The organism is Saccharothrix sp. AJ9571 (genome assembly GCF_021725495.1).
Classification (GTDB): Bacteria; Actinomycetota; Actinomycetes; order Mycobacteriales; family Pseudonocardiaceae; genus Amycolatopsis; species Amycolatopsis magusensis.
In genome coordinates, this window is the sequence record NZ_CP091382.1 from 4,113,393 (window position 1) to 4,137,494 (window position 24,102).

22 protein-coding genes are annotated in these 24,102 nt (G+C 68.2%); 11 read left to right on the forward strand and 11 right to left on the reverse strand.

Annotation, left to right across the window (positions count from 1 at the left end; genetic code table 11):
• Positions 1-32: 32 nt before the first annotated feature.
• Positions 33-752 carry an SRPBCC family protein gene (locus L3Q67_RS18835; protein ID WP_499190724.1) on the forward strand — a complete coding sequence of 240 codons (720 nt, stop codon included), beginning with the start codon at positions 33-35 and terminating at the stop codon, positions 750-752.
• Here the strand turns inward: L3Q67_RS18835 and L3Q67_RS18840 are convergent.
• Complete coding sequence (locus L3Q67_RS18840; protein ID WP_499190725.1) at positions 743-1,612, reverse strand: alpha/beta fold hydrolase; 870 nt, start codon at positions 1,610-1,612, stop codon at positions 743-745. The genes L3Q67_RS18835 and L3Q67_RS18840 overlap by 10 nt on opposite strands.
• Before the next feature lie 65 nt (positions 1,613-1,677).
• Between L3Q67_RS18840 and L3Q67_RS18845 the strand changes: the two genes are divergently transcribed.
• Together L3Q67_RS18845 and pip are read left to right on the forward strand one after the other, a co-directional pair.
• Entirely contained in the window at positions 1,678-2,496 is an 819-nt protein-coding gene (locus tag L3Q67_RS18845; protein WP_499190726.1) for an AraC family transcriptional regulator, read from the forward strand.
• A gap of 38 nt (positions 2,497-2,534) precedes the next feature.
• Complete coding sequence (gene pip / locus L3Q67_RS18850) at positions 2,535-3,431, forward strand: alpha/beta hydrolase family protein (RefSeq protein ID WP_499191575.1); 897 nt, start codon at positions 2,535-2,537, stop codon at positions 3,429-3,431.
• Here the strand turns inward: pip and L3Q67_RS18855 are convergent.
• Both L3Q67_RS18855 and L3Q67_RS18860 read right to left on the reverse strand, forming a co-directional pair.
• Positions 3,428-4,231, reverse strand: a complete 804-nt coding sequence (locus tag L3Q67_RS18855) for an ArsR/SmtB family transcription factor (protein ID WP_499190727.1) — start codon at positions 4,229-4,231, stop codon at positions 3,428-3,430. The genes pip and L3Q67_RS18855 overlap by 4 nt on opposite strands.
• Before the next feature lie 163 nt (positions 4,232-4,394).
• Positions 4,395-5,132 (reverse strand): maleylpyruvate isomerase family mycothiol-dependent enzyme, encoded by a 738-nt coding sequence (locus L3Q67_RS18860; RefSeq protein ID WP_499190728.1) that lies wholly within the window; start codon positions 5,130-5,132, stop codon positions 4,395-4,397.
• 42 nt (positions 5,133-5,174) lie between these two features.
• Between L3Q67_RS18860 and L3Q67_RS18865 the strand changes: the two genes are divergently transcribed.
• Complete coding sequence (locus L3Q67_RS18865) at positions 5,175-6,050, forward strand: MerR family transcriptional regulator (RefSeq protein WP_499190729.1); 876 nt, start codon at positions 5,175-5,177, stop codon at positions 6,048-6,050.
• Here L3Q67_RS18865 and L3Q67_RS18870 read toward each other — a convergent pair.
• On the reverse strand, positions 6,041-6,403 hold the full coding sequence (locus L3Q67_RS18870) for a MerR family transcriptional regulator (RefSeq protein ID WP_499190730.1): 363 nt from the start codon (positions 6,401-6,403) through the stop codon (positions 6,041-6,043). The two genes, L3Q67_RS18865 and L3Q67_RS18870, sit on opposite strands and share 10 nt — an antisense overlap.
• 65 nt (positions 6,404-6,468) lie before the next feature.
• Between L3Q67_RS18870 and L3Q67_RS18875 the strand changes: the two genes are divergently transcribed.
• Positions 6,469-7,635 (forward strand): MFS transporter, encoded by a 1,167-nt coding sequence (locus tag L3Q67_RS18875; protein ID WP_499190731.1) that lies wholly within the window; start codon positions 6,469-6,471, stop codon positions 7,633-7,635.
• 41 nt (positions 7,636-7,676) lie between these two features.
• Positions 7,677-8,036, forward strand: a complete 360-nt coding sequence (locus tag L3Q67_RS18880) for a MerR family transcriptional regulator (protein ID WP_499190732.1) — start codon at positions 7,677-7,679, stop codon at positions 8,034-8,036.
• Positions 8,037-8,116: 80 nt separating this feature from the next.
• Here L3Q67_RS18880 and rox read toward each other — a convergent pair whose 3' ends face one another.
• From rox to L3Q67_RS18895, 3 genes are all read right to left on the reverse strand, one after another.
• Positions 8,117-9,547 carry an FAD-dependent monooxygenase gene (rox, locus tag L3Q67_RS18885; RefSeq protein WP_499190733.1) on the reverse strand — a complete coding sequence of 477 codons (1,431 nt, stop codon included), beginning with the start codon at positions 9,545-9,547 and terminating at the stop codon, positions 8,117-8,119.
• A gap of 177 nt (positions 9,548-9,724) precedes the next feature.
• On the reverse strand, positions 9,725-10,873 hold the full coding sequence (locus L3Q67_RS18890; protein WP_499190734.1) for a C40 family peptidase: 1,149 nt from the start codon (positions 10,871-10,873) through the stop codon (positions 9,725-9,727).
• A gap of 2 nt (positions 10,874-10,875) precedes the next feature.
• A complete protein-coding gene (locus L3Q67_RS18895; protein WP_499190735.1) occupies positions 10,876-11,829 on the reverse strand; it encodes a nucleoside hydrolase in 954 nt (317 codons plus the stop codon).
• Between the two features lie 52 nt (positions 11,830-11,881).
• Between L3Q67_RS18895 and L3Q67_RS18900 the strand changes: the two genes are divergently transcribed.
• The gene (locus tag L3Q67_RS18900) at positions 11,882-12,646 is read left to right on the forward strand and encodes an acyltransferase (protein ID WP_499190736.1); all 765 of its coding nucleotides are present in this window, start codon (positions 11,882-11,884) and stop codon (positions 12,644-12,646) included.
• A gap of 142 nt (positions 12,647-12,788) precedes the next feature.
• Positions 12,789-13,997: a M14 family zinc carboxypeptidase gene (locus L3Q67_RS18905; protein WP_499191576.1), complete on the forward strand. Its 1,209-nt coding sequence runs from the start codon at positions 12,789-12,791 to the stop codon at positions 13,995-13,997.
• Here the strand turns inward: L3Q67_RS18905 and ilvA are convergent.
• Both ilvA and L3Q67_RS18915 read right to left on the reverse strand, forming a co-directional pair.
• The gene (gene ilvA, locus L3Q67_RS18910) at positions 13,994-15,256 is read right to left on the reverse strand and encodes a threonine ammonia-lyase (protein WP_499190737.1); all 1,263 of its coding nucleotides are present in this window, start codon (positions 15,254-15,256) and stop codon (positions 13,994-13,996) included. The genes L3Q67_RS18905 and ilvA overlap by 4 nt on opposite strands.
• Before the next feature lie 143 nt (positions 15,257-15,399).
• A complete protein-coding gene (locus tag L3Q67_RS18915; protein WP_499190738.1) occupies positions 15,400-16,824 on the reverse strand; it encodes a short-chain fatty acyl-CoA regulator family protein in 1,425 nt (474 codons plus the stop codon).
• 236 nt (positions 16,825-17,060) lie between these two features.
• Between L3Q67_RS18915 and aceA the strand changes: the two genes are divergently transcribed.
• Positions 17,061-18,347, forward strand: a complete 1,287-nt coding sequence (aceA, locus tag L3Q67_RS18920) for an isocitrate lyase (protein WP_499190739.1) — start codon at positions 17,061-17,063, stop codon at positions 18,345-18,347.
• A 161-nt stretch (positions 18,348-18,508) separates the two neighbouring features.
• A complete protein-coding gene (gene aceB, locus L3Q67_RS18925) occupies positions 18,509-20,110 on the forward strand; it encodes a malate synthase (RefSeq protein ID WP_499190740.1) in 1,602 nt (533 codons plus the stop codon).
• 414 nt (positions 20,111-20,524) lie between these two features.
• Here aceB and L3Q67_RS18930 read toward each other — a convergent pair whose 3' ends face one another.
• Entirely contained in the window at positions 20,525-21,583 is a 1,059-nt protein-coding gene (locus L3Q67_RS18930; protein WP_499190741.1) for a helix-turn-helix domain-containing protein, read from the reverse strand.
• A gap of 271 nt (positions 21,584-21,854) precedes the next feature.
• Positions 21,855-22,295, reverse strand: coding sequence for an Imm1 family immunity protein (locus L3Q67_RS18935; protein WP_499190742.1), 441 nt, complete (start codon positions 22,293-22,295; stop codon positions 21,855-21,857).
• A gap of 495 nt (positions 22,296-22,790) precedes the next feature.
• Here L3Q67_RS18935 and L3Q67_RS18940 point away from each other — a divergent pair, with 495 nt between their 5' ends.
• Positions 22,791-24,062: an NsdA family TPR-like regulatory protein gene (locus tag L3Q67_RS18940; RefSeq protein ID WP_499190743.1), complete on the forward strand. Its 1,272-nt coding sequence runs from the start codon at positions 22,791-22,793 to the stop codon at positions 24,060-24,062.
• The last annotated feature ends 40 nt before the right edge of the window (positions 24,063-24,102 follow it).

Below are 24,102 nucleotides of genomic sequence, written 5' to 3' on the forward strand. Positions count from 1 at the left end.
TTACCAGCGAAAACGAATCAGGGAGCAGCGAGATGAACCGCGAATTCGAAATCCGCAGCGAGCGTGAGATCGACGGCACCCCCGACCAGGTCTTCGAAGCGGTCACCACCGGGACGGCAGGCTGGCTGTGGCCGATCGCGTGCGAACCCCGCCTCGGCGGCTCGGTCGACATCGCCGAGGGCGCGAAGGTCACCGCTTGGGAGCCCGGCAGGCGCTTCGCCAACCGCGTCGAGCAGGGCGACTGGTTCAACGCGCTGGACAACGTGATCGAGCCGCGGCCGGGTGGGCGGTCCCACCTGCGGTACGTGCACAGCGGCGCGTTCCCCGAAGAGAACTGGCAGAACCTGTACGACGGCTGCCTGCACCACACCGAGATGTACCAGGCCACGCTGGCGACCTACGTCAAGCACTTCGCCGGGAAGCCCGCCGGATACGTCTCCGCGGACGCGCCCGCGTCGACCGCCGGGGACGTCGGGGCGTTCGACCGCCTGCTGCGTGAACTGGGGCTGACCGATGCCGTGCTCGGCGATCGGGTTTCGGTCGAGGTGTCCGGAATCGGGACCATCGAGGGTGAAATCGACTTCCGCACCCCGCACTTCCTCGGCATCCGCGCCGAAGACGCCATCTACCGGTTCATCGGCCGCAACGCCTGGGGTGACCCGGTGGCCGTCGCGGCGCACCACTTCGGCGAGGTCGACACCGCGCGGGCGGCGAAGGAGTGGGAAGCCTGGCTCGCCGCTGTCTACGCCTGAACCACGTTGATGAAGTGCAGCACGCGCTCGACCATCCGCCGGAAGTCGGCGGGGGAGAAGTAGTGGCCCAGCTCGGGCCACACCTCCACTTCGGACCGCGGCAGCCAGGCACGCGCTCTGGTCGCGGCGGTCGCGGAATCGTGCACAGCGCTGCGGCCCGAGAAGACCGCCAGCGTCGGCACCGCCATCGCCCGCAGTTCCGCCTCGGGCGGGCAGGTCTGGAACGGCACCGCCGGCCGGTAGACGCGGGTGAGCGCGCGAACGAGCCGGACGGCCGGATCGCCGGAGATGTCCTGGCCCGCGGCCCAGAGGAAGAAGCGCCGCCACCTCCACTCGTACGGGAACAGCTTGAGCAGCAGGCCCTGCCGCAGGGCGCCGAACGAGAAGTTCGCGGTGACCGTGGTCGGGTCGAGCAGGGTCAGCGTGGCCAGGCGGGCGGGGTGGCGGAGCGCGTAGTTCATGGCCTGCCAACCACCCGAGGACATGCCGCCCAGGTGCACGCCGGTCAGGTGCAGCGCGTCGAGCACCTCGTCGAGGCAACGGGCGCGCTCGGCGTGGCTGGTGATCGGCTCGGTCTGCACGCTGTGGCCGCCTTCGCCGAGGATGTCGAGCGTGTAGACGGTGTGCCCGGCCGAAAGCGGTGCCCAGAACGGCGCGCAGCTGGGTGCGCCGGCCAGCAGTCCGTGCAGCAGCACGATCGGCGGGCCGCTTTCGCCGTGCCGGTAGACGCGGGTGGTGCCGAACGAGGTCTCGACGTCGAGCACCGCGGCCGGTGGCGGTCCGTGCGCCATCGTCTCCCGGTAGATCGCGAGGTAGTCGTCCCGCCCGTTGTCGTCGGTGAATGCTCCGGTTTTTCCCATGCCCGGCACGGTAGGGCGCGGAAATCCGATCGTCTTGGACGAAGGGAAGACCCTAGGGTGCAGGCATGGGGAGCTGGGCGCTGGTGGTGCCGCACGAGGAGGTCGACCGGCTCGACGGCACCCACGTGTTCGCCGTCCCGCACCCCCGCCTCGCCGCCCACGTGCTCAGCTACACCGCGCAGGACTTCCGCCAGCACGAGCGCCGGACGTGGCGGATCGCCCCGCTCGGCGTCATCACGCTCGCGATCGACTTCGAAACACCGGTCCGGCGACTCGAATGCGGAACGGTGCTGCCGTTCTCCTCGGTGGCCGGACTGCGCGACCGGCCGATGGTGATCGAGGAGTCGCCCGGTTATTCGCACGGGATCGCCATCGGACTGACCCCACTCGGCGCGTATTCGCTGCTCGGCCTGCCGTTGAAGGAAATCGCGAACACCACTGTCGGGCTCACCGAGTTGCTCGGCGTGCGCGGCCGGGTGCTGACCGAGGAACTGGCCGGAACGCGTGGCTGGACCGCCCGATTCCGGCTGCTCGACGAGCGCTTCACCGAATGGCTGAGCGGCGGTCGCGTACTCGACGCGCCGGTGCTCGGGGCGTGGCGGTACCTGGAAAGCACGGGCGGCCGGGTGCGGATCGACCGGCTCGCGGACCGGATCGGCTGGACCCGCCAGCACCTGAACCTCCGCTTCCGCGAACAGATCGGGCTGAGCCTGAAGACCGCGGGCCGGGTCGCGCGCCTGCGCCACGCCGCCGTGCTGATGACCGGCGGGCTTTCGCTCGCCGAAATCGCCGCGGTCGCCGGTTACGCCGACCAAGCACACCTGAATCGCGACTTCCGCGCACTGACCGGCTGTACCCCCACGGAATACCGGAGGAAAAGGTGACCAGGCTCCATCCGGAGATCGAACCGCACCGGCACGGAATGCTGGACGTCGGCGACGGCAATTCCCTGTATTGGGAGGAATGCGGGAATCCGGCCGGGAAACCCGCGCTGGTGCTGCACGGCGGTCCCGGTTCGGGGTGCACGCCGGGAGCCCGCCGGTTGTTCGATCCCGAGCGCTATCGGGTCGTGTTGTTCGACCAGCGCAATTGCGGCCGCAGCACCCCGCACGCGAGCGAGCCGGACATCGACCTCTCCCAGAACACCACCCATCACCTGGTCGCCGACATCGAAGCGCTGCGGACCGCGCTCGGCATCGAAAGCTGGCTGGTTTCGGGTGCCTCGTGGGGTTCGGTGCTCGGACTGGTCTACGCCGAACGGCATCCGGAGCGCGTCACCGGGATGCTGCATTCCGGCGTGGCCACCGGACGGAGACTCGAAACCGAGCTGCTCACGCGCGGCCTGGGCGCGATGTTCCCGGAGGCCTACGCGCGATTCCGCGAACTCGTGCCGGACGGGGAGATCGCCGCCGGTTACCACCGGCTGCTCTTCGACCCGGACCCCGAAGTCCGCGAACGCGCGGCACGTGCCTGGTGTGACTGGGAAGACGCGATCGTGCCGACCGCGCCCGGCCCGAGCCCGCGGTACGCGCGCCCGGAATTCCGGATGGCGTTCGCGCGGATCGTCACGCACTACTTCGCCAACGGCAGCTGGCTGGACGAAGGTGCCGTGCTGCGCGACGCCGGGAAACTGGCCGGTATCCCCGGGGTGATCGTGCAGGGCGTGCTCGACCTGTCGAACCTGGTCGGCACGCCGTGGGAACTCGCGCGGGCCTGGCCCGGTGCCGAACTGGTGCTGGTGGACGACACCGGGCACAACAACTCCCCCGGTCTGGACGCGGCCCGCGTGGCCGCGCTCGACCGCCTCTCGCGCTTCTAGTCTTCGGCCGGCTCCGGCTCCGGCAGCGGTTCGCCGGTCTCCACCAGGGACTTCAGGCTCGACAGGATGTGCGGCCAGCCACCCTGGACCGCCTCCAGCACGGTGCTGCCCGGCTCGAACCCGTCGTGCCGCACGGTCAGCTTCACCACCTCGCCCGCCGGTTCGAGGTCGAAGGTCACCTTGGACCTCGGCTCGGCGGCGGCCTGCTTGACGAAGTCCGGGTCCACCTCCATGATCCCGGCGAAGTCCGGGGTGAAGGTGTGCCAGGTGTAGGACAAGCGCCGGTACGGGTCGGACTCCAGCACCACCTGCTCGGGATCGGCGGACTTCCAGCCGTTCTGCTCCCAGGTCACCGGCGCGCCCTTGGTCCACTCCGACTCCAGCACCGCGCCCCAGTAGCGGATGGTGAAGGCCGGGTCGGTCAGCGCCTGCCACAGCTCTTCCGGGGTGGTCTTGATGTAACTGGTGTGGACGAACTCGGGCTTGCTCATGGGTCTGCTCTCCAATGCGGTCTTCAGGTCGGCGAGTGCGCGCACCCGCTCGCGGTGGTACCGGCTGATCCAGCGGTCGGCGATGGCGTTGATCGGTTCGGCGTTGACGTAGTGCCACTTCTCCCGGCCCCGCCGGACGGTGGTGACCAGGTTCGCCGCCTCCAGCACGGCCAGGTGCTTGCTGACCGACTGCCGCGCCATCTCCAGTTCCGAGCACAGCTCGCGCAGGGTCTGCCCGTCGCGTGCGTTCAAGCTGTCGAGCAGCCGCCGGCGGCTGGGGTCGGCCAGTGCCTTGAACACCTCGTCCATCGCCCCACCTCGAATAGGCAGCCAACTGGCTGCCCATAAGATAGGCAGCCATCCGGCTGCCTGTCAACCCGAGGGCACATCAGCAGGCGAGCCGGGCCCCAACCGGGGCGGGTCACCCGTCCCCAGGTGCACAGGTCCAGTTGAGGCGTCGGCTGACCGGCGGTCAGAGGGCGGTTCGGCTGAGCCAGTGGTCGAGCAGGGCGCGATCGCCGGTGACGGTGAGCTGGTCGGGGGAGAGGCGCCGGGTCAGCACCAGCAGCAGGTCGCGCTCACTGCCCTCGACCGTGACGTCCGCGTCGCCGACGGTACGGGAGCAGGTCGCCCCGGAAGGGGTTCTGGTGATCAGCCAGCCGGTGGTTTCCGCGCGCAGCAACAGTTTCTCCCCGTTGCCCGCCAGTTCGGCCAATCCCGGTTTGACCTTTTCGACGCCGGGCGCGGACAGCAGGCCCAGGCCTTCGTCGATCGCGTCGGTGGCGACGTCCGGCGCGATTTCGAAGGTGGTCCGGCCGGTGGTGAAGGTGGCGTCGGCGTGGTGGATCACGGTGTCGTGCAGCATGCGCCGCAACCAGAACACCGCCGGGCCGGGGCCGAGGAGCGTGGTCACCGTGGTGTCGGCGCCGGTGGTCCGCACGGCTTCGGCCAGTTCGGTGGCGCCTTCGGTGAGCCAGCGGGTCCAGTCCGCCGGCGGATCGGCTTCCCGCGGGTCGGGCACCGCGGCCGGTTCCCGGGTGCGCACCATGCCCGCGGCCCAGCGGTGGGCCTGGCCGATGTGCCCGACGAGGTCCCGCAGCCGCCACTCCGGGCAGGTCGGCACGCGGGCGGCCGGGTCACCGCCCTCGGCGGCCTCGGCGAAGCCGGCGGTGTGGGTGTGCAGGGCGTTCGTGAGCCAGGTGAGGTCCATGTCCCCTACCGTAGGAATTCCACCGGGGTGGAGGTTCGACGAATGGTGACCGCGATCACAGTACTCGGCATCGGTGAGCTGGCCCGGCGCACCGGCGTGCCCGTGCGCACGGTCCGCTTCTATTGCGACGAAGGCATTCTCGAACCGGTGCGCAGCGCGGGCGGGCACCGCCGGTTCGACGTCACCGCGGTCGAGCGGCTCACGCTCATCCGCCGGTTGCGCGGGCTCGGGCTGGGGTTGCCGTCGATCCGGCAGGTGCTGGCCGGGCAGCGGTCGGTCGCCGAAGCGGTCACCGCCGAACGGGCCGCGCTCGACGCCGAACTCGCGGCCCTCGCGTGGCGCCGTGCTTCGTTGCGCGCGGTCGAGACGGGCGCACGCCTGGACCTGCTCGCCGCGGTGGGGGACGGCCGCGCGGCCCGCGAAGTGCTGACCGGCTTCTGGCGCAACGACTTCCTCGGCCCAGCGCCCGCGGACACGGTCGAAATGTTCCTCGCCAGCAGCGTGCCGACGCCACCCGAAGACCCGTCACCGGCCCAAGTGGTCGCCTACGCGGAAATGGTCGCGCTCGTCGACGACGCCCAGCTGCGGACCGGATTGCGCCGACGGCCGCGGATCGCCGACCAGGCCGCGTTGCACGACGGCGTCGGCGTGGCCTGCGACCTGGCCCGGCCACTCGTACTCGCCGGGCAGCGGCCCGAACCCGGCGCCGCGCTCGACCGGTTCGTCGACGCCTACGCCGTACTCGGCCGCACCGGCGACACCCCGGAATTCCGGCGCTCACTGCACGCGAAACTAGCGGTGGAACGGAATCCGCGCCTGCGCCGGTACTGGGACCTGGTCGGCGAGGTGACCGGCGAGGAGGTCACCATCGGCCAGGCGCACGCGTGGTTGCTCGACGCGCTCGGCGTTCAGCGGTAGGCGCGCACGGCGTCCAGATAGCCGGAAATGGCGTCACGGTTGCGGACGAGGCAGTCGATGCGACCGGCGATCCGGTCCCGCTCGTTTTCCAGCGCCGCCAGCATTTCCGGCGTGGCGTCGGGGAAGTGGATCGCGCGCGGCCGGTTCAGGCAGGGGAGGATCTGCTTGATCAGCCGAGTCGGCAGCCCGGCGTCGAGCAGCCCGCGGATCTGCGCCACCCGGTCCACGTTGTACTCGGCGTAGTCGCGATAACCGTTCGGCAGGCGATCGGCGACGATCAGCCCCTGTTCCTCGTAGTACCGCAGCAGCCGGCGGGGGATGCCGGTCCGCTCGGACAGCGCGCCGATGCGCATGTGTGCCACCTCACTGGGTTCGTGGTTGACCTTCACACCGGTGTGACGGTTCGAGCATGGGCGGCATGAGACTCCCGCTGCCCGCCCTGCTGGCGCTGACCACCGCCGCGTTCATCACCGTGCTGACCGAGGCGCTGCCCGCCGGGGTCCTGCCCGCGCTGAGCACCGACCTTGGCGTCGGCGAATCGGCTGCCGGGCAGACCGTGACCATCTACGCGATCGGCACCGCGCTCGCCGCGATCCCGCTGACCGTGGCCACCGCGGGCTGGCGGCGCAAACGCTTGCTCCTGGCCGGGGTCGCCGGGTTCGCGGTGGCCAACACGGTCACCGCGGTGTCCGGGGACTACGCGCTGACCATGGTCGCCCGGTTCGTCGCCGGGGTCGCGGCCGGTGTGGTCTGGGCACTGCTGGCCGGATACGCCCGACGGCTCGCGCCCGAACGCTTGCAGGGCAAGGCGATCGCGATCGTGATGGCGGGCATCCCGCTCGCGCTCTCGCTCGGCGTGCCCGCCGGGACGTTCCTCGGCGGCGCGGTGGGCTGGCGAGCCTCCTTCGGCGTGATGTCGGTGCTCGCCGTGGTGCTGCTGGGCTGGATCGCCGTGGCGGTCCCGGATTTCCCCGGGCAGACCGGCGGCGGCCGGATCCCGCTGCGGCGCACGCTCGCCGTTCCCGGTGTGGCGCCGATCCTGGCGGTGACGCTGGTTTTCGTGCTGGCCCACACGATCCTGTACACCTACATCGCCACCTTCCTGGAGCGCGCGGGCCTCGGTGCTTCGGTCGACCTGGTGCTGCTGATCTTCGGGATCGCGTCGATGGTGAGCATCTGGGTGGTCGGCGCGCTCATCGACCGGCGGCTGCGCGCGCTGACCATCGCGGGCACGGTGCTCGTCGGCGTGGCGGCGGCGATCCTCGGGGTGTTCTCGGGCGACGCGACGCTGGTGTTCCTCGCCGTCGCGTTGTGGGGACTCGGCTGGGGCGGGGTGCCGACGCTGCTGCAGACCGCCGCCGGGCAGGCGGGCGGGGACGCCGCGGACACCGCGCAGGCCATGCTCGTGACCCTGTGGAACGCGGCGATGGCCGGTGGGGGCGTGGCGGGCGGCCTGCTGCTCGACCACTTCGGTGCCGGTGCGTTCCCGGTGGCCGCACTGGTGCTGCTGCTGCCGGTGCTGGCCGTGGTGCTCCGGGCGCGCGAGCACGGGTTCGCTGCTCATGCGGGCTACGGTAGAAGTTGACACCAGTGTCAGGTTCAACTGTTTTCGGGCCGGGAGGCGGCGTGCGGATCGGTGAACTGGCTCACCGCACCGGCGTGAGCGAGCGTTCGCTGCGGTACTACGAGCAGCAGGGCCTGCTCACCTCGTCGCGCACCCGGGGTGGGCACCGCGAGTACCCGGAGGCCGCCGTCGACCGGGTCATCCGGATCCAGGAGTTGTTCGCCGCCGGCTTGCCCAGCAGGAAGATCGCGCGCCTGCTCCCGTGCCTGCGCGACGCCGACGGCGGCCCCTCCGAACTCGCGGACGCTCAGCTGGTCGCCGACCTCACCGCCGAACGCGAGCGGATCGACCGCATGATGGCCGACCTGGCCCGCTCACGCGAGGTCCTGGACCACGTCATCGAAGCCGCCGACGGCACCTGACGCGATAGCAGCCCCGCGACCCACCCCGCCGAATGCTATGAGTGGGGCATTACTTGCATTCAACGCTAGTAATGCCCCATTCATAGCATTCGGGCGGCGGTGGGTTTGCCGAACCAGCGGGGGAGGTGGGTGTCCAGGTCCTGTTGGTCGTCGCCGATCCAGGCGATGTGGCCGTCGGGGCGGAGCAGGACGCCAGGGACATCCAGTGCCGCGGTGGGATCCGCGAGGTGGTCGACCCGGTCCGACCAGCCGCCGACGGTCAGGCGTCCGGTGCGGTCCAGCAGCAGCCCGCGGCCGTGGTGCAGCAGGTCGTAGAGGCGGCCCTGCTCCACGTCGAGGTCGCGCAGGCGGCGGCCGAGCAGGTCGGGGCCTTCGCCGAAGTCGTAGCGGATCCCGATCGCGGTGATCTTCTCGAGCAGGTAGCGGTTCACCTCGTCGAAGTCCATCAGCTTGGTGAGCAGTCTCCGCAGGGCCTGCGGGCCCGGCTCGGTGGACGAAAGCGCCACTTGGGCGCGGGTGTTGTCCAGCACTTCTTCGGCGACCGGATGACGTTCGGCCTGGTAGGTGTCCAGCAGGGCGTCCGGCGCCCAGCCGCGGACCTGGGCGGCCAGTTTCCAGCCCAGGTTGACCGCGTCCTGGACGCCGAGGTTGAGGCCCTGCCCGCCGGCGGGCGGGTGGATGTGGGCCGCGTCGCCGGCCAGCAGCACCCGCCCGACCCGATAGCGGTCGGCCAGCCGGGTGGCATCCCCGAAACGGGACATCCAACGCGGGGAATGCACGCCGAAATCGGTTCCGGCGATGGCGTGCAGCGCTTGCCGGAAATCGTCGAGGGTGGGCGGTTCCGCGCTGATTCCCGCAGCGGGAACCACGACGCGATGGATTCTTTCACCGAAAGGCTGAAGGCTGAAGGACTTGTGGATTTCGCGGAGTTCGGTCACCTTGGCGGCGATCTCCTCTTGCGGCGCCCCGAATTCCATTTCGCCCATCAGTGTCTCGGTCCGCGACGGCTCGCCGGGAAAGTCGACGCCGAGCAGTTTGCGCACAATACTGCGCCCGCCGTCACAACCGACGAGATAACGCGTACGCAGCTGCTTACCAGTGGTCAGTTCGACGGTCACGCCCTCGTCGTCCTGCTCGAAACCGGCCACCGCGCCACCACGCCGGACCTGCGCACCGAGGTAGACCGCGTGTTCTTCGAGAATGCGGACGATGACCGGCTGCGGAATGCCCAGCAGGTAGGCATGCGCGGAATCGATGTTCGGGGGCGCGGGTTTGTCGATGGCGGCGAAGAACGCGCTTGCCGGACGCCGTCTTCCGTGTTCGAGAAGACGATCCAGTAGTCCGCGCATGGCCATCAGTTCGAGGCTGCGAATGTGCAGTCCGACGATGCGGACGACCGAGACGGGCTCGGTTTCCTTTTCCAGCACGAGTACCCGTACATCGTGCAGCCGCAGTTCGGCGGCCAATACCGCGCCGGTCGGCCCGCACCCGGCGATGATCACGTCAATCATTGAGGTGTTGCCTTTCGGGAGTGGTCGAAGCGCTCCCGGCGACACCTACGTCGATCGCCCGGCCGTGATCGGAAGGGGGAGCACCCACATCGCTACAGCGTTCATGGGTCTCACCTCCTCGGGTGGTGTCACGGTCGACCGCAAGCTACAAGCCCGCGCACCACCCCGTCCACTCCTTTAGGCGGAAGGACGGCCCGCCCCGGCGTAGTCGTCGCCGGGGCGCCGGTAGGCGTGCACCTGCACGGCCTGCCCGAACGTCGGCGCGTCCACCATCTGCTTGTTCCCCACGTAGATGCCGACGTGGTGGATCTTCGTCGACGGGTTGCCGAAGAACACCAGGTCGCCCAGTTGCGGTTCCTCCGCCACCGGCACCAGCGGCACGCTGCCGTACTGCCAGTGCGCGGTGCGCTTGAGCGTGATGCCCGCGTTCCCGTACGCGGCGGTGGTCAGGCCCGAGCAGTCGAAGCCCTCGTGCCCGCCTTCGATGCCGTTGCCGCCCCACACGTACGGCAGGCCGATCTTCTCGATGGCGAAGTAGACCGCCTTGAGCACCGAGGTCTTCGGCGGCGCGTCGGTCTTCGCGACCGTGCCGTAGACGTTCGCGGTGGCCAGCACGCGGTGCAGGAACAGCGGCGCGTCCTGCAGCGAGCTGACCGCGTTCCACCAGGTCGGGCCGTCCGACAGGTCACGGCCGTCGGCGCACAGCGCGCGGGCGGCGGTCAGCGCGGCGTCGTCGAGGTTCTGCGGATCGGGCGTGCCCGCGCCACTGGCGCTGCGCGCCCACTTGTCCCAGACGGCCGGGGTCAGCTGCATCGGCCCGTTGGCGTCCAGTTCGGAGACCACGGTGCCGTTGAAGTCGAGCAGTTCCACCGTGCCGATCGGCTGCGCCGGGCGGCCGTCCTCGTTGATCACGCCGCCACCCGCGCGGCCGTGGTCGGTGGCGTTCTTGCCGATGCCTGCCAGCGTCACCCACGACACGTGGCACTCCGGCTGCTCCTGGCTCATGGTGATCGTCGCCTTGGCGTAGGCGAGCATCGAGCGCTGCGGGATCTCCAGCCAGGTCGAGTACTTCGCGGCCCAGTCGTCGAGCGCCTTGCCCGGCGACGCGGGCAGTGCCGCGGCGCCCGGCTGCGGCTGCGGGGTCGACGGCGGTGCCGGTGGTTCGGTGGTCACCGGCGGCGCCGTGCCGGCGGCCCCCGTGCTGTTCGCCAGCGGCGCGCCGTCCGGGCGGTTGGCCAGCACGAACACCCCGGTCGCCACGGCCACCGCGACCACCGCGATGACCAGTGCCCGCCGGAACGGCCGCTGCCTGGATTCCTCCGCCACCACTACCCCCTGATCCCGTCGAGCACGAACTTGCGCAGGCCGTCGAGATCGGTGTCGACGGCCACCTCGATCGACGGCCCTTCCGGCTCGCCGTTCGCTTCCCGATGTGTCCAACGACGCTGATCGAGCAGGGTCGCGCCCCGGTACGGGCCGAACGAGCAGTCCACGTCGACCGGGTACCGCTCGGTCTCGAGGATCCCAGGCCGGATCGCCTCGGCCACGGCCACCGCGTCGTGCAGCACGATGCCGTCGTAGCCCAGTTCCTTGCGGTAGTGGTCGAGGTAGTCGCCGGTGAGCGAGACCAGCACCTCACCGATCGCGTTGCCCTCGGCCAGCTCGGCCAGCCAGTCGGTGGACACCGCGCAGCGGCGGGTCAGGTCCATCGGCACCAGCGTGACCGGCACGCGTTCCTCGACCAGCACTCGGCGGGCGGCTTCGGGATCGGCCCACACGTTGAACTCGGCGGCCGCGGTGATGTTGCCGCGCCCGATCGCGCCGCCCATGATCACCAGCCGCTCGATGCGGTCGCGGATGCGCGGGTGCGCGGCCAGCAGCAGGGCGATGTTGGTGAGGGGGCCGATCGGCGCGATGGTCACCGGCTCGTCGGTGCGTTCCAGCAGCGAGACCAGCATGCTCACCGCGTCGGCGGTCTCCAGCTCGCGCTCGGCGGCGGCCAGCGAGGCCGACCGGCCGGACAGCCCGTCCGCGCCGTGCACCGAGGAACTGCGGCTCTGCGCGTGGACCAGCGGGCGCTCGGCCCCGGCGGCGACCGGCACGTCGGCGCGGCCGAAGCGGTTCAGCAGGCGGCGGGCGTTCTCCGTGGTCGCTTCCAGCGGCACGTTGCCGAACACCGTGGTCACGCCGACGAGCTCGACCTCGGCGCTGCGCGCGGCCAGTGCCAGCGCGAAGGCGTCGTCGACCCCGGGGTCGGTGTCGATGATCAGTTTCCTGCCCACTGCCGCTCCCTAGCCTGTCACCCGCCGACGGCTACAGGTTACGGTCAGCCCCATGACATCCATGTGGGGTTCCCCGGTGGTGGCCAGGGCGAAGGCGTGGCGGCGGGCGCGGCGCGACCCGCGGCAGGCCCGGTTCCTCACCGCCGACTCGCTGCGCTGGGTGCTGCGCAACCGCGCCTACACCCCCTGGTACCTGGTGCGGTACTGGCGGTTGCTGAAGTTCCGGCTGCTCAACCCGCACATCATCCTGCGGGGCATGGTCTTCCTCGGCAAGGACGTGGAGATCCACTGCCGTCCCGGCTACGGGCGCCTCGAGATCGGCCGCTGGGTGCACATCGGCGACGGCAACGCGATCCGCTGCCACGAGGGCTCGCTGCGCATCGGCGACAAGGCCGTCTTCGGCAGGCAGAACGTGGTCAACGGCTACCTCGACATCGAGCTGGGCGGGGCCACGCTGGTCGCCGACTGGGTCTACATCTGCGACTTCGACCACGTGACCACCGACATCACCCTGCCGATCAAGGACCAGGGCATCATCAAGTCGCCGGTCCGGATCGGGCCGGACACCTGGATCGGCACCAAGGTCTCGGTGCTCAAGGGCACCCGCGTGGGCCGGGGCTGCGTGCTCGGCGCGCACGCGGTGGTCCGCGGGGACATCCCGGACTACGCGATCGCGGTGGGGTCACCGGCGCGCGTGGTCCGCGACCGGCGCGCCGACTACGAGGCCGACGCCGAACGCCGCGAGGCCGTGCGCGACATGGCCCGCAAGGCGGACAAGGCACTGGAGAAGACGCTGCGCGACCTGACCTCGAACTGAGGCGAACCGGACGAACGGCGGCTTGTCGTTCGTTGCCTTAACTAACTAGCATCGGGCGCCTCACCCCGCGAATTCGGAGGAGCAGCTCGTGCGAGTACGCAGACGTTCGGCCTTCGCCCTGGTCACCCTCTCCAGCATCGCCCTGCTCGGCACCACCGCCCCCGCGGTCGCCGCGCCGGACGACGGCCTCTACACCGCCGCCGCCCAGTGCAGCGAGACCCCGCGCGAGCTGCCGATCAACGAGTTCACCGACCACCGCGAGCTCGGCGTGGAGCTCGACCGGATCGAGCGCGTCAGCGGCGGCAAGGTGCAGGTCGAGCAAATCGGCCGGAGCAACCGAGGGCGCGAGATCCACTCGGCGCGCGTGGGCACCGGCCCGAAGGCCGTGCTGCTCACCAGCGAGATCCACGGCAACGAGAAGACCGGCACCGACGCCCTCCTCGACCTCCTGGACTTCGTCGGCACCAGCGACTCGGCCAAGGCGAAGCGCTGGCGCAGCGAGCTGACCATCGTCGCCATCCCGAAGATGAACCCGGACGGCGCCGAACTCGACCGCCGCGGCAACGACATGACCTGGCCGGAGGTCACCGCGAGGCACCCGCAACTGCGGGGGGTCCAGCCGGCGTGGAACTACTACACCGGCACGACCCAGGGTGACGACTACTCGAAGCGGCCCGGGTTCGACATCAACCGCGACTACCACCCCGACCTGAACTACGTGCCGCGCAAGGAGGACTTCCCCGGCACCTCGGCGCAGACCGGCTGGTACCTCTCGCCGGAGACCTCGATCGTGCGTGACGTCTACCGCGGCCTGACCGCCGAGTTCGGCAAGGTGGACACCTACGTCGACCTGCACCACCAAGGCGCCTGCTACGTGATGCCGGACGACCCGGAGGAGTTCGTCACGCTGTCCATCTCGGGCAAGTTCGTCAACGACCCGGCGACCACCCCCGGCTACGAGAAGTACGCCTCGAAGTACGACCTCAAGTACTCGAAGCAGCTGAACGTGGCGGTGAACAACGCGCTGCAGGGCGCGGCGAACAACCGGCCGGTGTTCGGCAACGTGACGCTGTACCCGCAGGACACGAACCTGCCCGGCACCGGGCTGGGCTCGTTCGCGCTGAACGGCAGCGGCACGGTGTTGTTCGAGGTCCGCGGGCAGACGCAGACGCTGGGGCAGCAGTACCGCGCGGTGCTGACCAGGTCCGTCTACATCGGTCTGGACGGCATGCTCTCGTCGATCGCCAGCGGGAAGGTGCGCACCCTGGACCCGGCCGACTACGACCGGATCCCGCCGCGCGGCCCGAACATCGGCACGGCCGCCGAGGCCGAGGCCCGCTTGGACGGCTAAAGCAAGAAGTGGAAGAGCGGACTGCCCGGCTCCACCCGTTCCACCTGGAGCGGGCTGGCGTCGAGGCGGTCCAGCAGGCCGGGCAGGTCGGCCGGGCGCTCGATCTCGATCCCGATCAGCGCCGGGCCGGTCTCCCGGCTGTTGCGCTTGACGTACTCGAACAGGGTGATGTCGTCCTCCGGGCCGAGCACCTCGTCGAGGAAGCGGCGCAGCGCGCCCGGCTCCTGCGGAAAGCCGACGAGGAAGTAGTGCTTGAGTCCCTTGTGGACCAGTGAGCGCTCGAGGATCTCGCTGTACCGGCTGACGTCGTTGTTGCCGCCGGAGACCACGCAGACCACGGTCTCCTGCGGGCCGATCTCGATGGTCGCGCCGAGTGCCGCGCTGGCCAGCGCGCCCGCGGGCTCGGCGATGATGCCGTCGGACTGGTACAGCTCCAGCATCTCCGTGCACACCCCGCCCTCTTCGACGGTGGTCAGCTCGGCGCCGCTGTCGCGGATGATCGGGTAGGTGACCGAACCGGCGATGGCGACCGCGGCGCCGTCGACGAACGAGTCGACGGTCTCGATCCGCACCGGCTCGCCCGCCTCGATCGCGGCGGCCAGGCAGGCCGCGCCCGCCGGTTCGACGCCGACGATCCGGGTCGACGGGTGGCGTTCGCGCATCCAGCTGACGATCCCGGCGAGCAGCCCACCCCCGCCGACCGGCACCACGAGCACGTCCGGCGCGAACCCGAGCTGGGCGACGATCTCGCTGGCCACCGTGCCCTGCCCGGCGACCGTGCGGGGGTCGTCGAAGGCCGGGACGAGGGTGGCGCCGGTGCGCTCGGCCTCGCGCTTGGCCTCGGCGGAGGCGTCCTCGTAGCTGTCGCCGGTGACGATGACCTCGACGTGCGCGCCACCGAGCGTGGCGATCCGCTCGCGCTTCTGCCGCGGTGTGGTGCGCGGCACGAACACGCGGCCGTTGGCCCCGAGCCTGCGGCACGCGTAGGCGACGCCCTGCGCGTGGTTGCCCGCGCTGGCGCAGACCACGCCGCGGGCGCGGACCTCCTCGTCGAGCTGCACGATGAAGTTGTAGGCGCCGCGGACCTTGTAGGAGCGGACCGTCTGGAGGTCCTCGCGCTTGAGCCAGACGCGGGCGTTCATCTGCGCGGAGAGACGGGAACTGGGTTCGAGCGGGGTGCGGGTGACCACCCCGGACAGCCGTTCCGCGGCCTGGTCCACCAGCTCCGCGCTTACTTCCGCCGTGCGTACGCCCTGCATGCCCCGGGAACCTACTCCGGCCCCTCCCCGCCCGATCGAGCCCCCGCCGCCACCCCTCGCCGAATGCTATGAGTGGGGCATTACTTGCATTCAACGCTAGTAATGCCCCACTCATAGCATTGCCGGGGGCGGCCCCCGTCCGGTCAGGGCTTCGGGACCGCCGGGTAGGGGACGAAGGTGCTGGTGTTCTCGTCGACGGTCAGTTGCTTCCCGATGGTGGGGAACGCGCGCTGCGGGCAAGCCGGGCGTTCGCAGACCTTGCAGCCCATGCCGATCGGCGTCGCGGCGGCCCGGTCGTCCAGGTCCAGGCCGGTCGAGTAGACCAGCCGCCGGGCGTGGCGGAGTTCACAGCCCAGGCCGACGGTGAACATCTTCCCCGGCGACCCGTAGCCGCCGATGTTCCGCGAGATCGTCCGCGCGATCCAGAAGTAGCTCTTGCCGTCCGGCAGCGAGGCGATCTGCGTCAGGATCTTGCCCGGCGAGGTGAACGCCTCGTAGATGTTCCACAGCGGACACGCCCCGCCCACCCGCGAGAAGTGGAACCCCGCCGCCGACTGGCGCTTCGACATGTTCCCCGCCCGGTCCACCCGCACGAACGAGAACGGCACCCCGCGCATCTTCGGCCGTTGCAGGGTGGACAGCCGGTGGCAGGCGGTCTCGAAGCCGACGCCGAAGTGGTCGCACAGCCGCTCGATGTCGTACCGGAACTCCTCGGCCCGCCGGTGGAACGCCTCGTACGGCAGGATCAGCGCCCCGGCGAAGTAGTTCGCCAGCCCGACCCTGGCCAGCGAGCGCGCGGCCGGACCGGAGAACGCCCACGAATCCGCCAGCTCGGCGATCAGGTCGTCGTACTCCAGCAGCGCGATCTGCGAAGCCATGCGAAACGCCTGCTGCCCGACCCGCAGGCTCGGCGCCATCCGCAGCACCCGCGCGTGCGGCTCGTACCGGTGCTGCTCGCCGACCGTCTCGTCGATGCCTTCACTGGTCACGTGCACGCCGTAGCGCTCGGTCAGCCGGTCACGCAGCGCGGAGAGCACCTCACCCCGGCGCAGCGGGAGGTCGGCGGCCATCCGTTCGGCGCGTTCGTCCAGCTCGGCGACGTAGTTCTCCCGCTCGTAGAAGAAGTCACGCACCTCCTCGTGCGGCAGCGGCCCGGCCGCGCTGCCGTGCACCCCGCTGCCGTCCTCGGTGACCAGCGCGGCGGTGTTCTCCACCGCGTCGCGGTACCGCCGGTGCAGCCGGACCAGCGCCTGCGCGATGGACGGCAGGTTCGTCGCCAGCTCGTTGATCTCCCCGTTGGTCGCCTGCACGCCCAGCGACTCGTCGAGCAGGGCTTCGCGCACGTCGGCGACCAGGCGCGCGGTGTCGTTGTTCGCGAAGAACTCGGCGTCCACACCGAACGCCTGGGTGATGCGGAAGAGCACCGGCACGGTCAGCGGACGGGCGTTGTGCTCGATCTGGTTGAGGTAGCTGGGCGAGATCTCCAGCAGCCTGGCGAGGTCCGCCTGGCTCATCGAGCGGGTTTCGCGCAGGTGGCGCAGCTTGGCGCCGGCGAAGGTCTTGTCCACTGAACCCATCCTTTCGGGAAGGTTTCCCGACCTGAACGATCTAGTGAACGATCAAGCTGGGGGAAATCCGCAGGTGTGCGAACTGCGCGTTCGCAACCTTCGCTCGCATGCTACGAAAAGTTTGCAAAATTTGGCAAATTGGAGCTGTAGCCGTGTTTCCGCAGCGCATGTCATGGTCGAGACAGGAAGCGAGAAATCGCAACGTTCGCAAAGGTTTCGCAAAGGTGGGAAGATCGATGGCTGAGACGGTCAACAGGGAGCAGGCGGCGGCAGAGCTTGCCAAGCAGTGGGAGACCGACCCCCGCTGGCAGGGTGTGGACCGTACCTACAGCGCGGCCGACGTGATCAAGCTGCGCGGCAGCGTGGTCGAGGAGAACACGCTCGCCCGCCTCGGCGCGGAGAAGCTGTGGAACCTGCTGCACACCGAGGACTACATCCACGCGCTGGGCGCGCTCACCGGCAACCAGGCGGTCCAGCAGGTGCGCGCCGGGCTGAAGGCGATCTACCTGTCCGGCTGGCAGGTGGCGGCCGACGCGAACCTGTCCGGCCAGACCTACCCGGACCAGAGCCTCTACCCGGCCAACTCGGTGCCCGCGGTGGTCCGCCGGATCAACAACGCGCTGGGCCGCGCCGACCAGATCACCTGGGCCGAGGGCAACACCGACATCGACTGGTACGCCCCGATCGTCGCCGACGCCGAGGCGGGCTTCGGTGGCCCGCTCAACGCGTTCGAGCTGATGAAGGGCATGATCGCGGCCGGTGCCGCGGGCGTGCACTGGGAGGACCAGCTGGCCTCGGAGAAGAAGTGCGGCCACCTCGGTGGCAAGGTGCTCATCCCGACCAAGCAGCACGAGCGCACGCTGAACGCCGCCCGCCTCGCCGCGGACGTGGCCGGGGTGCCGTCGCTGATCATCGCCCGCACCGACGCGCAGGCCGCCACGCTGATCACCAGCGACGTCGACGAGCGCGACCAGCAGTTCATCACCGGTGAGCGCACCGCGGAAGGCTTCTACAAGGTCCGCAACGGCATCGAGCCGTGCATCGAGCGCGGCCTCGCCTACGCCCAGTACGCCGACCTGCTGTGGATGGAGACCTCCGAGCCCGACCTGGAGGTGGCCCGCAAGTTCGCCGAGGCGATCAAGGCCAAGTTCCCGGACCAGCTGCTGGCCTACAACTGCTCGCCGTCGTTCAACTGGAAGAAGCACCTGGACGACGCGACCATCGCCAAGTTCCAGCGCGAGCTGGGGCACATGGGCTACAAGTTCCAGTTCATCACGCTGGCCGGCTTCCACGCCCTGAACTACTCGATGTTCGACCTGGCCAAGGGCTACGCGAACGAGGGCATGACCGCCTACGTGGACCTGCAGGAGCGCGAGTTCGCTTCGGAGGAGCGGGGTTACACCGCCACCAAGCACCAGCGCGAGGTCGGCACCGGCTGGTTCGACCAGGTGGCCACCGCGCTGAACCCGGAGAGCTCGACCACCGCGCTCAGCGGCTCCACCGAAGAAGCCCAGTTCCACTGAGTCCAGCTCGGGGGACGACCCCCGAACCCCCGCGAAAGCGGGATCGAGCCAGGAAGCCGCCGGGCCCGCCCCCTTGGTAGTCGCCCGCACGACTGGGGCGCCCGGCGGCTTCCCTCCCTCTCCTTCTCTCTCTCGAGAAAGCCAGTTCCCGGAGGAACCAGATGTCCGACAAGCTCGCCTACCGCATCGACCTCACCGGTCCGAGCGCCGACCGGTTCGACGAGATCCTCACCCCGGCCGCGGTGGAGTTCGTGGCCAAGCTGGACAACGAGTTCGCCGGCCGCCGCCGCGAGTTGCTCGACGAGCGGCGCCTGCGCCGGGAGAAGCTGGCCAGTGGCGAGGAGAAGCTCGGTTTCCTGCCGGAGACCGCGCACATCCGGGGTGACGACTCCTGGCAGGTCGCGCCCGCGGCCCCCGGCCTGGAGGACCGCCGGGTGGAGATCACCGGGCCGACCGACCGCAAGATGACGGTCAACGCGCTCAACTCCGGGGCCAAGGTGTGGCTGGCCGACTTCGAGGACGCCAACGCCCCCACCTGGCACAACATGATCGACGGACAGCTCAACCTCTACGACGCCATCCGCCGCGACATCGACTTCACCGGCGAGAACGGCAAGCGCTACACCATCGGTGACGAGCCGGCCACCATCGTCGCCCGCCCGCGTGGCTGGCACCTGGTGGAGAAGCACATCCGCATCGACGGCCGCCCGGTCTCGGCGAGCCTGGTCGACTTCGGCCTGTTCTTCTTCCACAACGCGCGCCAGCTGCTCGCCCGCGGCCGCGGCCCGTACTTCTACCTGCCGAAGCTGGAGAACCACCGCGAAGCGCGGCTGTGGAACGACGTCTTCCGCTTCGCGCAGCGCGAGATCGGCCTGCCGCAGGGCGCGATCCGGGCCACCGTGCTGATCGAGACGATCACCGCCGCGTTCGAGATGGACGAGATCCTCTACGAACTGCGCGAGCACGCGGCCGGGCTGAACGCCGGGCGCTGGGACTACATCTTCAGCGTGATCAAGAACTTCAGCGAGCACGGCGCCGACTTCGTGCTGCCGGACCGCGCGCAGGTCACCATGACCGTGCCGTTCATGCGGTCCTACACCGAACTGCTGGTGCAGACCTGCCACCGGCGCGGCGCGCACGCCATCGGCGGCATGGCCGCGTTCATCCCCAGCCGCGACCCCGAGGTCAACGCGAACGCGCTGGAGAAGGTGCGCCAGGACAAGGTGCGCGAGGCCGGTGACGGCTTCGACGGTTCGTGGGTGGCGCACCCCGGCCTGGTCCCGGTCTGCCGCGAGGTCTTCGACGAGGTGCTCGGCGGCTGGCCGAACCAGCTCGGCAAGCTGCGCGAGGACGTCGTGGTCACCGCCGAGGATCTGCTCGACGTGGCCAGCGCCGGTGGCGAGGTCACCGAGGACGGGCTGCGCGCCAACATCAACGTCGGCCTGCGTTACCTCGACTCGTGGCTGCGCGGCACCGGCGCGGCGGGCATCTCGAACCTGATGGAGGACGCGGCCACCGCGGAGATCGCGCGCTGCCAGGTGTGGCAGTGGATCCGCAACGGCACGAAGCTCGCCGACGGCACCGCGGTCACCACCGAGCTGGCCTTCGAGCTGTTGCGTGAGGAGTTGGGGCGTATCCACGCGGAGCTGGGGCCGGGGAACCGGCTGGACGACGCGCGGGACATCTTCGTGGAGACGGCTCTGGGGGAGAAGCTGCCTGCGTTCTTCACTACGTCGGCTTATGCGCGGTACCTGACTGCGTAGGTGGCTCCCACCCCGATTTTTTAGTGTGACGACGGCGAAGGCCTCCATGTCAAGGCGGGAAAGATGCCTTGACATGGAGGCCTTCGCCGTGTTTTTGGCGGGGATCGGGGTGGGGAGGGGGTCTGGGCGGGTGCTCCCGGTGGGGTGCCCCGGATGGCGGTCGCGTGGGTGGGGTGGGGTGCCGTGAATGTGGCTTTCACGGCGGAATGTGCCGTGAAAGCGAAGTCTCATTTGGTTACATACTTGTGACGCCGCATGCAGTCGGCTACCTGCCCAGCGCTGGGCAGGTAGCCGTCTCATCCGCCCTAAGTTTGGAGCGAGCGGAGCGCACGGGTTGAAATCTGCCTGCTCCGTGCATTGGTGGAACGCTCACGGCCAACTTCGAGGCACCGTCAACGATGCCCGACGTGTCGGCTATGACGCGTCGCTGGGGATGGGTTCGGCCAGTGCTTCGGTCGGCTGGTACCTGCCCAGGTGGAGAGAGATTGTGTCGGTGGTGCAGTCGAACGCGGTGGCCAGTTCTGAGAGGGTGAGGTTGAACGTGGTGCGGAGACGCCGACATACCTCGGTGTCAATGTCCTTGCGCCGTTGGGAGGCGGTGAAGTGGCTTTGCCGCACGGCGAGAAGCCTGCCGATGCTGTCTTGCTGATTGAGTGATCGTGTGGTGAGCAGGCTAAAGGCTGCCTGGTATTCGGTGACGGTGGCTGGTTCGTCGGTGCAAGCCGTGGCGATCAGGTTGTCCATACAGAGCCAGGCGTTCGCCTGATCTCCGGTGAGCATGGTGTAACCGGTGTCGACGACGGCGTGCCCGGTTTCAGCGAAAGGCAAGACTTGCAACGTGACGTGAGGGGTCTTCGCCAGTCGGGTGAGGTGATCGAGTTGCCTGAGCATGGTTCGCCGGTTTCCTGCGAGGTTGTAGAGGGCGGCTTCACCGACCACAACGTGCACGTGCAATGGGTTCGCGCGGTCGAGCAACCATTGGCTGTGCCGCACGTGATATTTCGCCAGTTCGCCCACCGTCTGCGTATTTCGAGTAGCGACAGGTTCCGCCAGTTCGGCGGCGTAGGCTTCGATTTGGAAAATCGGTGGTAGAAGGCTCGGCGCGTACGTGTACTGGAACGTGGCGGCAGCCTGCAAATTGTGAAACTGGTGATAGCGGGCGGGTACGGAGACTGCGAGGGCTTCCTTACTGGCACGAATGCGAAGACCACGCAGGCGCTTGGCCTCGCTGCGGCCGATTTCGTACAACCCGATCAGCACTTCGAGTTCGGCCGGACCTACACGCCGCGTACCCGCCTCGGTATCGGCTAGTTTGGCCTGATTCCAGGCCACGTGCTCGGCGGCGGTTTCCAGCGTGAGTCCGGTGTGTTCGCGATACAGCCGTAATTCCTCGCCCAGTTGCTCGCAGTATCGGCGTGAACCGGGCAGGGGTGACTGTTCGGCCTCATGGTGAAACAATCGGGATTCGGTCATCGAAGAGACCATGTGTTCAGTCCTACCCTTCGAGATCTTTGGTTCGCTCCGAAATTTCGTGGTCGAGATGCTTGAAAAGCTTCTGCAGAAGGTGCATTTGGGCGACGCCGATTCCGGGTTCTTCAATCTCCCGGATGAGTCTCAGTGCGACACCCCGTAACTGCGGATTCAATCTGTGGATCAGTCGGGACCGATCGTCGACGAGGGCGTCTCCAGCCGAATGGGCCGCCGTTCCCGTGGGCATTTGGATGCTCCATCAATTGAGTATTGACTAGTAGGTGTCATACGGACGCCACTCGATGCAAGTCGGCCGTTTTCGTGTCTCAAGCCATTCGACAATGGCCTTACGTGCATCGACGATCGGAATGACCGCCGTACGCGGGAATACGGCACCCGTCGTGCCATTGAATATTAGATCCACCTCCGGCAGAGGGCGTTTCGGATTGAAAGAATTTGCGATCGCCATTTCGGGATCGTCGTGATCCATATAGTTCAGAGCCGCAAATCCTGTGGATGGCCGAACGCTGATTCGAAGCTGATGATCTGGAAAAGGGCCATCTTTGCTGCAATGAAATTCAACATCTCCGACAGTCAGGATCGTTTCCCAGTCGACGTGATCAAGCGTAATTATCTCGTCGATCAGCCGAACTGATGCCAGCTTTCCACTGGTAACGCGGACCACGCCAGTGGTGAGCGATGCCGTGAGGAGCATATGTTCACGTCGCCGTTCGGTTGAGAGGAAGCCGTCTGAGATCGGCCGTAACGCCCCTTGCAGGCGGGGTGCTCAGCCTTGCCTCTTCAACCGTCACGCTGGGTAGGAATCGGGTCTATATCGCCCTCGGCATGCTGCATGCCGAGGGCGACATAACCGCAGGTGAGACCCGGGGTGTGTGCCGATGAGTTCGCACCGCTGGTGAGAGCCTGCCGTGCTATGTACGCTGGTCAAGGGTGGTTCGGCGCTACCAGCGACGAGGGGAATCCGATGAGTTCACCCAGCGGTCCGCAGCACCGCGCAACTGGCGCGCCTGGTGGTCGTCGCTGCCAGGGTTGCGGGACGACGCTGGCAGCCGACAACACCGCGCGCTTGTGTAGCAGGTGCCACCGGGAACAGCGTGACCAACTTCGGACACCTCCCGCTCGGCTAAGGGATAGCTTTTTCGAAACGGACGAGTTCCGGGCCGCCTTCGAGAGTCAGCACATTGGCAAGGTGTTCAAGGCGTACAGGAACCATCCGCGCCACCTCCAGCTTTTCGGCAAAGCCCTTAACCAAGAGCTTCTTGGGCGGTGGCTCGGACTGACGCAAGCTCAGGTGAGCAAGCTGGAGAATGGCAAGCCGGAACAGAACATTGTAACGCTCCGGAACTACGCCAAGATCCTGCACTTGCCGCAGCATCTCTTGTGGTTCGACTTCCCTGGGCAAAGTCGACTGCGATTCCCAAGGGTCGCCGCGGGTAAGAAAGAATCAAATGCGAAAACTCCATCGGGCGGCCTGATTACTCCCGAGGTCAGAGATGAATTACTTGTCGTAAACACAGGAATGGACACTCTCGAACTGCTTCGACGAGTTCGAGCGTCAGCGATCGATTCATCCACCATCGATGCGCTCAACATCACCATTGAGCAGTTGTGTTGCGACTATCCCCATGCGGATGCGCGCCAGTTGATGCAGACAGGAAAGAAGTGGCTCGGCAAAATGACCGAGCTTCTCAACGGTCGGCTGACACTTGCCCAGCACCGGGAGATCCTGGCCAATGCCGGGATGCTGGCCTTGCTTGTTGGCTGCCTCGAATACGATACTGGCGATTCACGGTCGGCCGAGGCAACGCGACGTATGGCAATGGAACTAGGCAAAGAGGCTGAGAATGCCGGAATCGTTGGCTGGTCGCATGAGATGCTGGCCTGGTTCCACCTGACCGCAGGAAACTACCGTGCCGTAATTCCGGCCGCCGAAGCTGGAACTATTTCTTCGTCGTCACATTCGGTCGCCGTGCAGTTGTATGGTCAACAGGCGAAGGCTTATGCGCGCATGGGCATGGCTGAAGAAGTTCACAAGGCTCTCGACAGCGGCAGCGAACTATTGAGCCGACTGCCGTACCCCGATAGGCCGGAGAATCACTTTGTGGTTGATCCGGACAAGTGGGATTTCTATGCGATGGATACGTACCGGATTGTTGGCGAGGATCAATTAGCACAGCGAAACGCCGAAGAGGTAATGCGCCGTAGCGTCAACTCTGAAGGTGTCCCAATGGCGCCGATGCGCATCGCGGAGGCACAACTCACCCTCGCCGTGATCGCTGCTAGGCGCGGCGACGTAGAGGAAGCGGCGGCCCTAGGCATTCAAGCGCTCCAGAAGGGGCGCCAGAGTCGCCCGTCTCTGTTGATGGTTTCCGCTGAGCTTGAGCAGGAGTTAGCTAGGTACGGCGCAGACGCGGGCGCAGACTTCCGCGAACTCTTCGCCGATATCAAGCGGGCTCAGTAGGCCCATATTCCCGCTGAGAATATGGGCTCTTGAACATTCT

What these genes read in the sequence shown, in the direction of transcription:
- aceB (WP_499190740.1), top strand. Translation starts at nt 18,509, where the DNA reads ATGTCCGACAAGCTCGCCTACCGCATCGACCTCACCGGTCCGAGCGCC.
- aceA (WP_499190739.1), top strand. Translation starts at nt 17,061, where the DNA reads ATGGCTGAGACGGTCAACAGGGAGCAGGCGGCGGCAGAGCTTGCCAAG.
- L3Q67_RS18930 (WP_499190741.1), bottom strand. Translation starts at nt 21,583, where the DNA reads ATGACCGAATCCCGATTGTTTCACCATGAGGCCGAACAGTCACCCCTG.
- L3Q67_RS18935 (WP_499190742.1), bottom strand. Translation starts at nt 22,295, where the DNA reads ATGCTCCTCACGGCATCGCTCACCACTGGCGTGGTCCGCGTTACCAGT.
- L3Q67_RS18870 (WP_499190730.1), bottom strand. Translation starts at nt 6,403, where the DNA reads ATGCGCATCGGCGCGCTGTCCGAGCGGACCGGCATCCCCCGCCGGCTG.
- L3Q67_RS18865 (WP_499190729.1), top strand. Translation starts at nt 5,175, where the DNA reads ATGGTGACCGCGATCACAGTACTCGGCATCGGTGAGCTGGCCCGGCGC.
- L3Q67_RS18900 (WP_499190736.1), top strand. Translation starts at nt 11,882, where the DNA reads ATGACATCCATGTGGGGTTCCCCGGTGGTGGCCAGGGCGAAGGCGTGG.
- L3Q67_RS18835 (WP_499190724.1), top strand. Translation starts at nt 33, where the DNA reads ATGAACCGCGAATTCGAAATCCGCAGCGAGCGTGAGATCGACGGCACC.
- pip (WP_499191575.1), top strand. Translation starts at nt 2,535, where the DNA reads ATGCTGGACGTCGGCGACGGCAATTCCCTGTATTGGGAGGAATGCGGG.
- ilvA (WP_499190737.1), bottom strand. Translation starts at nt 15,256, where the DNA reads ATGCAGGGCGTACGCACGGCGGAAGTAAGCGCGGAGCTGGTGGACCAG.
- L3Q67_RS18860 (WP_499190728.1), bottom strand. Translation starts at nt 5,132, where the DNA reads ATGGACCTCACCTGGCTCACGAACGCCCTGCACACCCACACCGCCGGC.
- L3Q67_RS18845 (WP_499190726.1), top strand. Translation starts at nt 1,678, where the DNA reads ATGGGGAGCTGGGCGCTGGTGGTGCCGCACGAGGAGGTCGACCGGCTC.
- L3Q67_RS18875 (WP_499190731.1), top strand. Translation starts at nt 6,469, where the DNA reads ATGAGACTCCCGCTGCCCGCCCTGCTGGCGCTGACCACCGCCGCGTTC.
- rox (WP_499190733.1), bottom strand. Translation starts at nt 9,547, where the DNA reads ATGATTGACGTGATCATCGCCGGGTGCGGGCCGACCGGCGCGGTATTG.
- L3Q67_RS18855 (WP_499190727.1), bottom strand. Translation starts at nt 4,231, where the DNA reads ATGGACGAGGTGTTCAAGGCACTGGCCGACCCCAGCCGCCGGCGGCTG.
- L3Q67_RS18840 (WP_499190725.1), bottom strand. Translation starts at nt 1,612, where the DNA reads ATGGGAAAAACCGGAGCATTCACCGACGACAACGGGCGGGACGACTAC.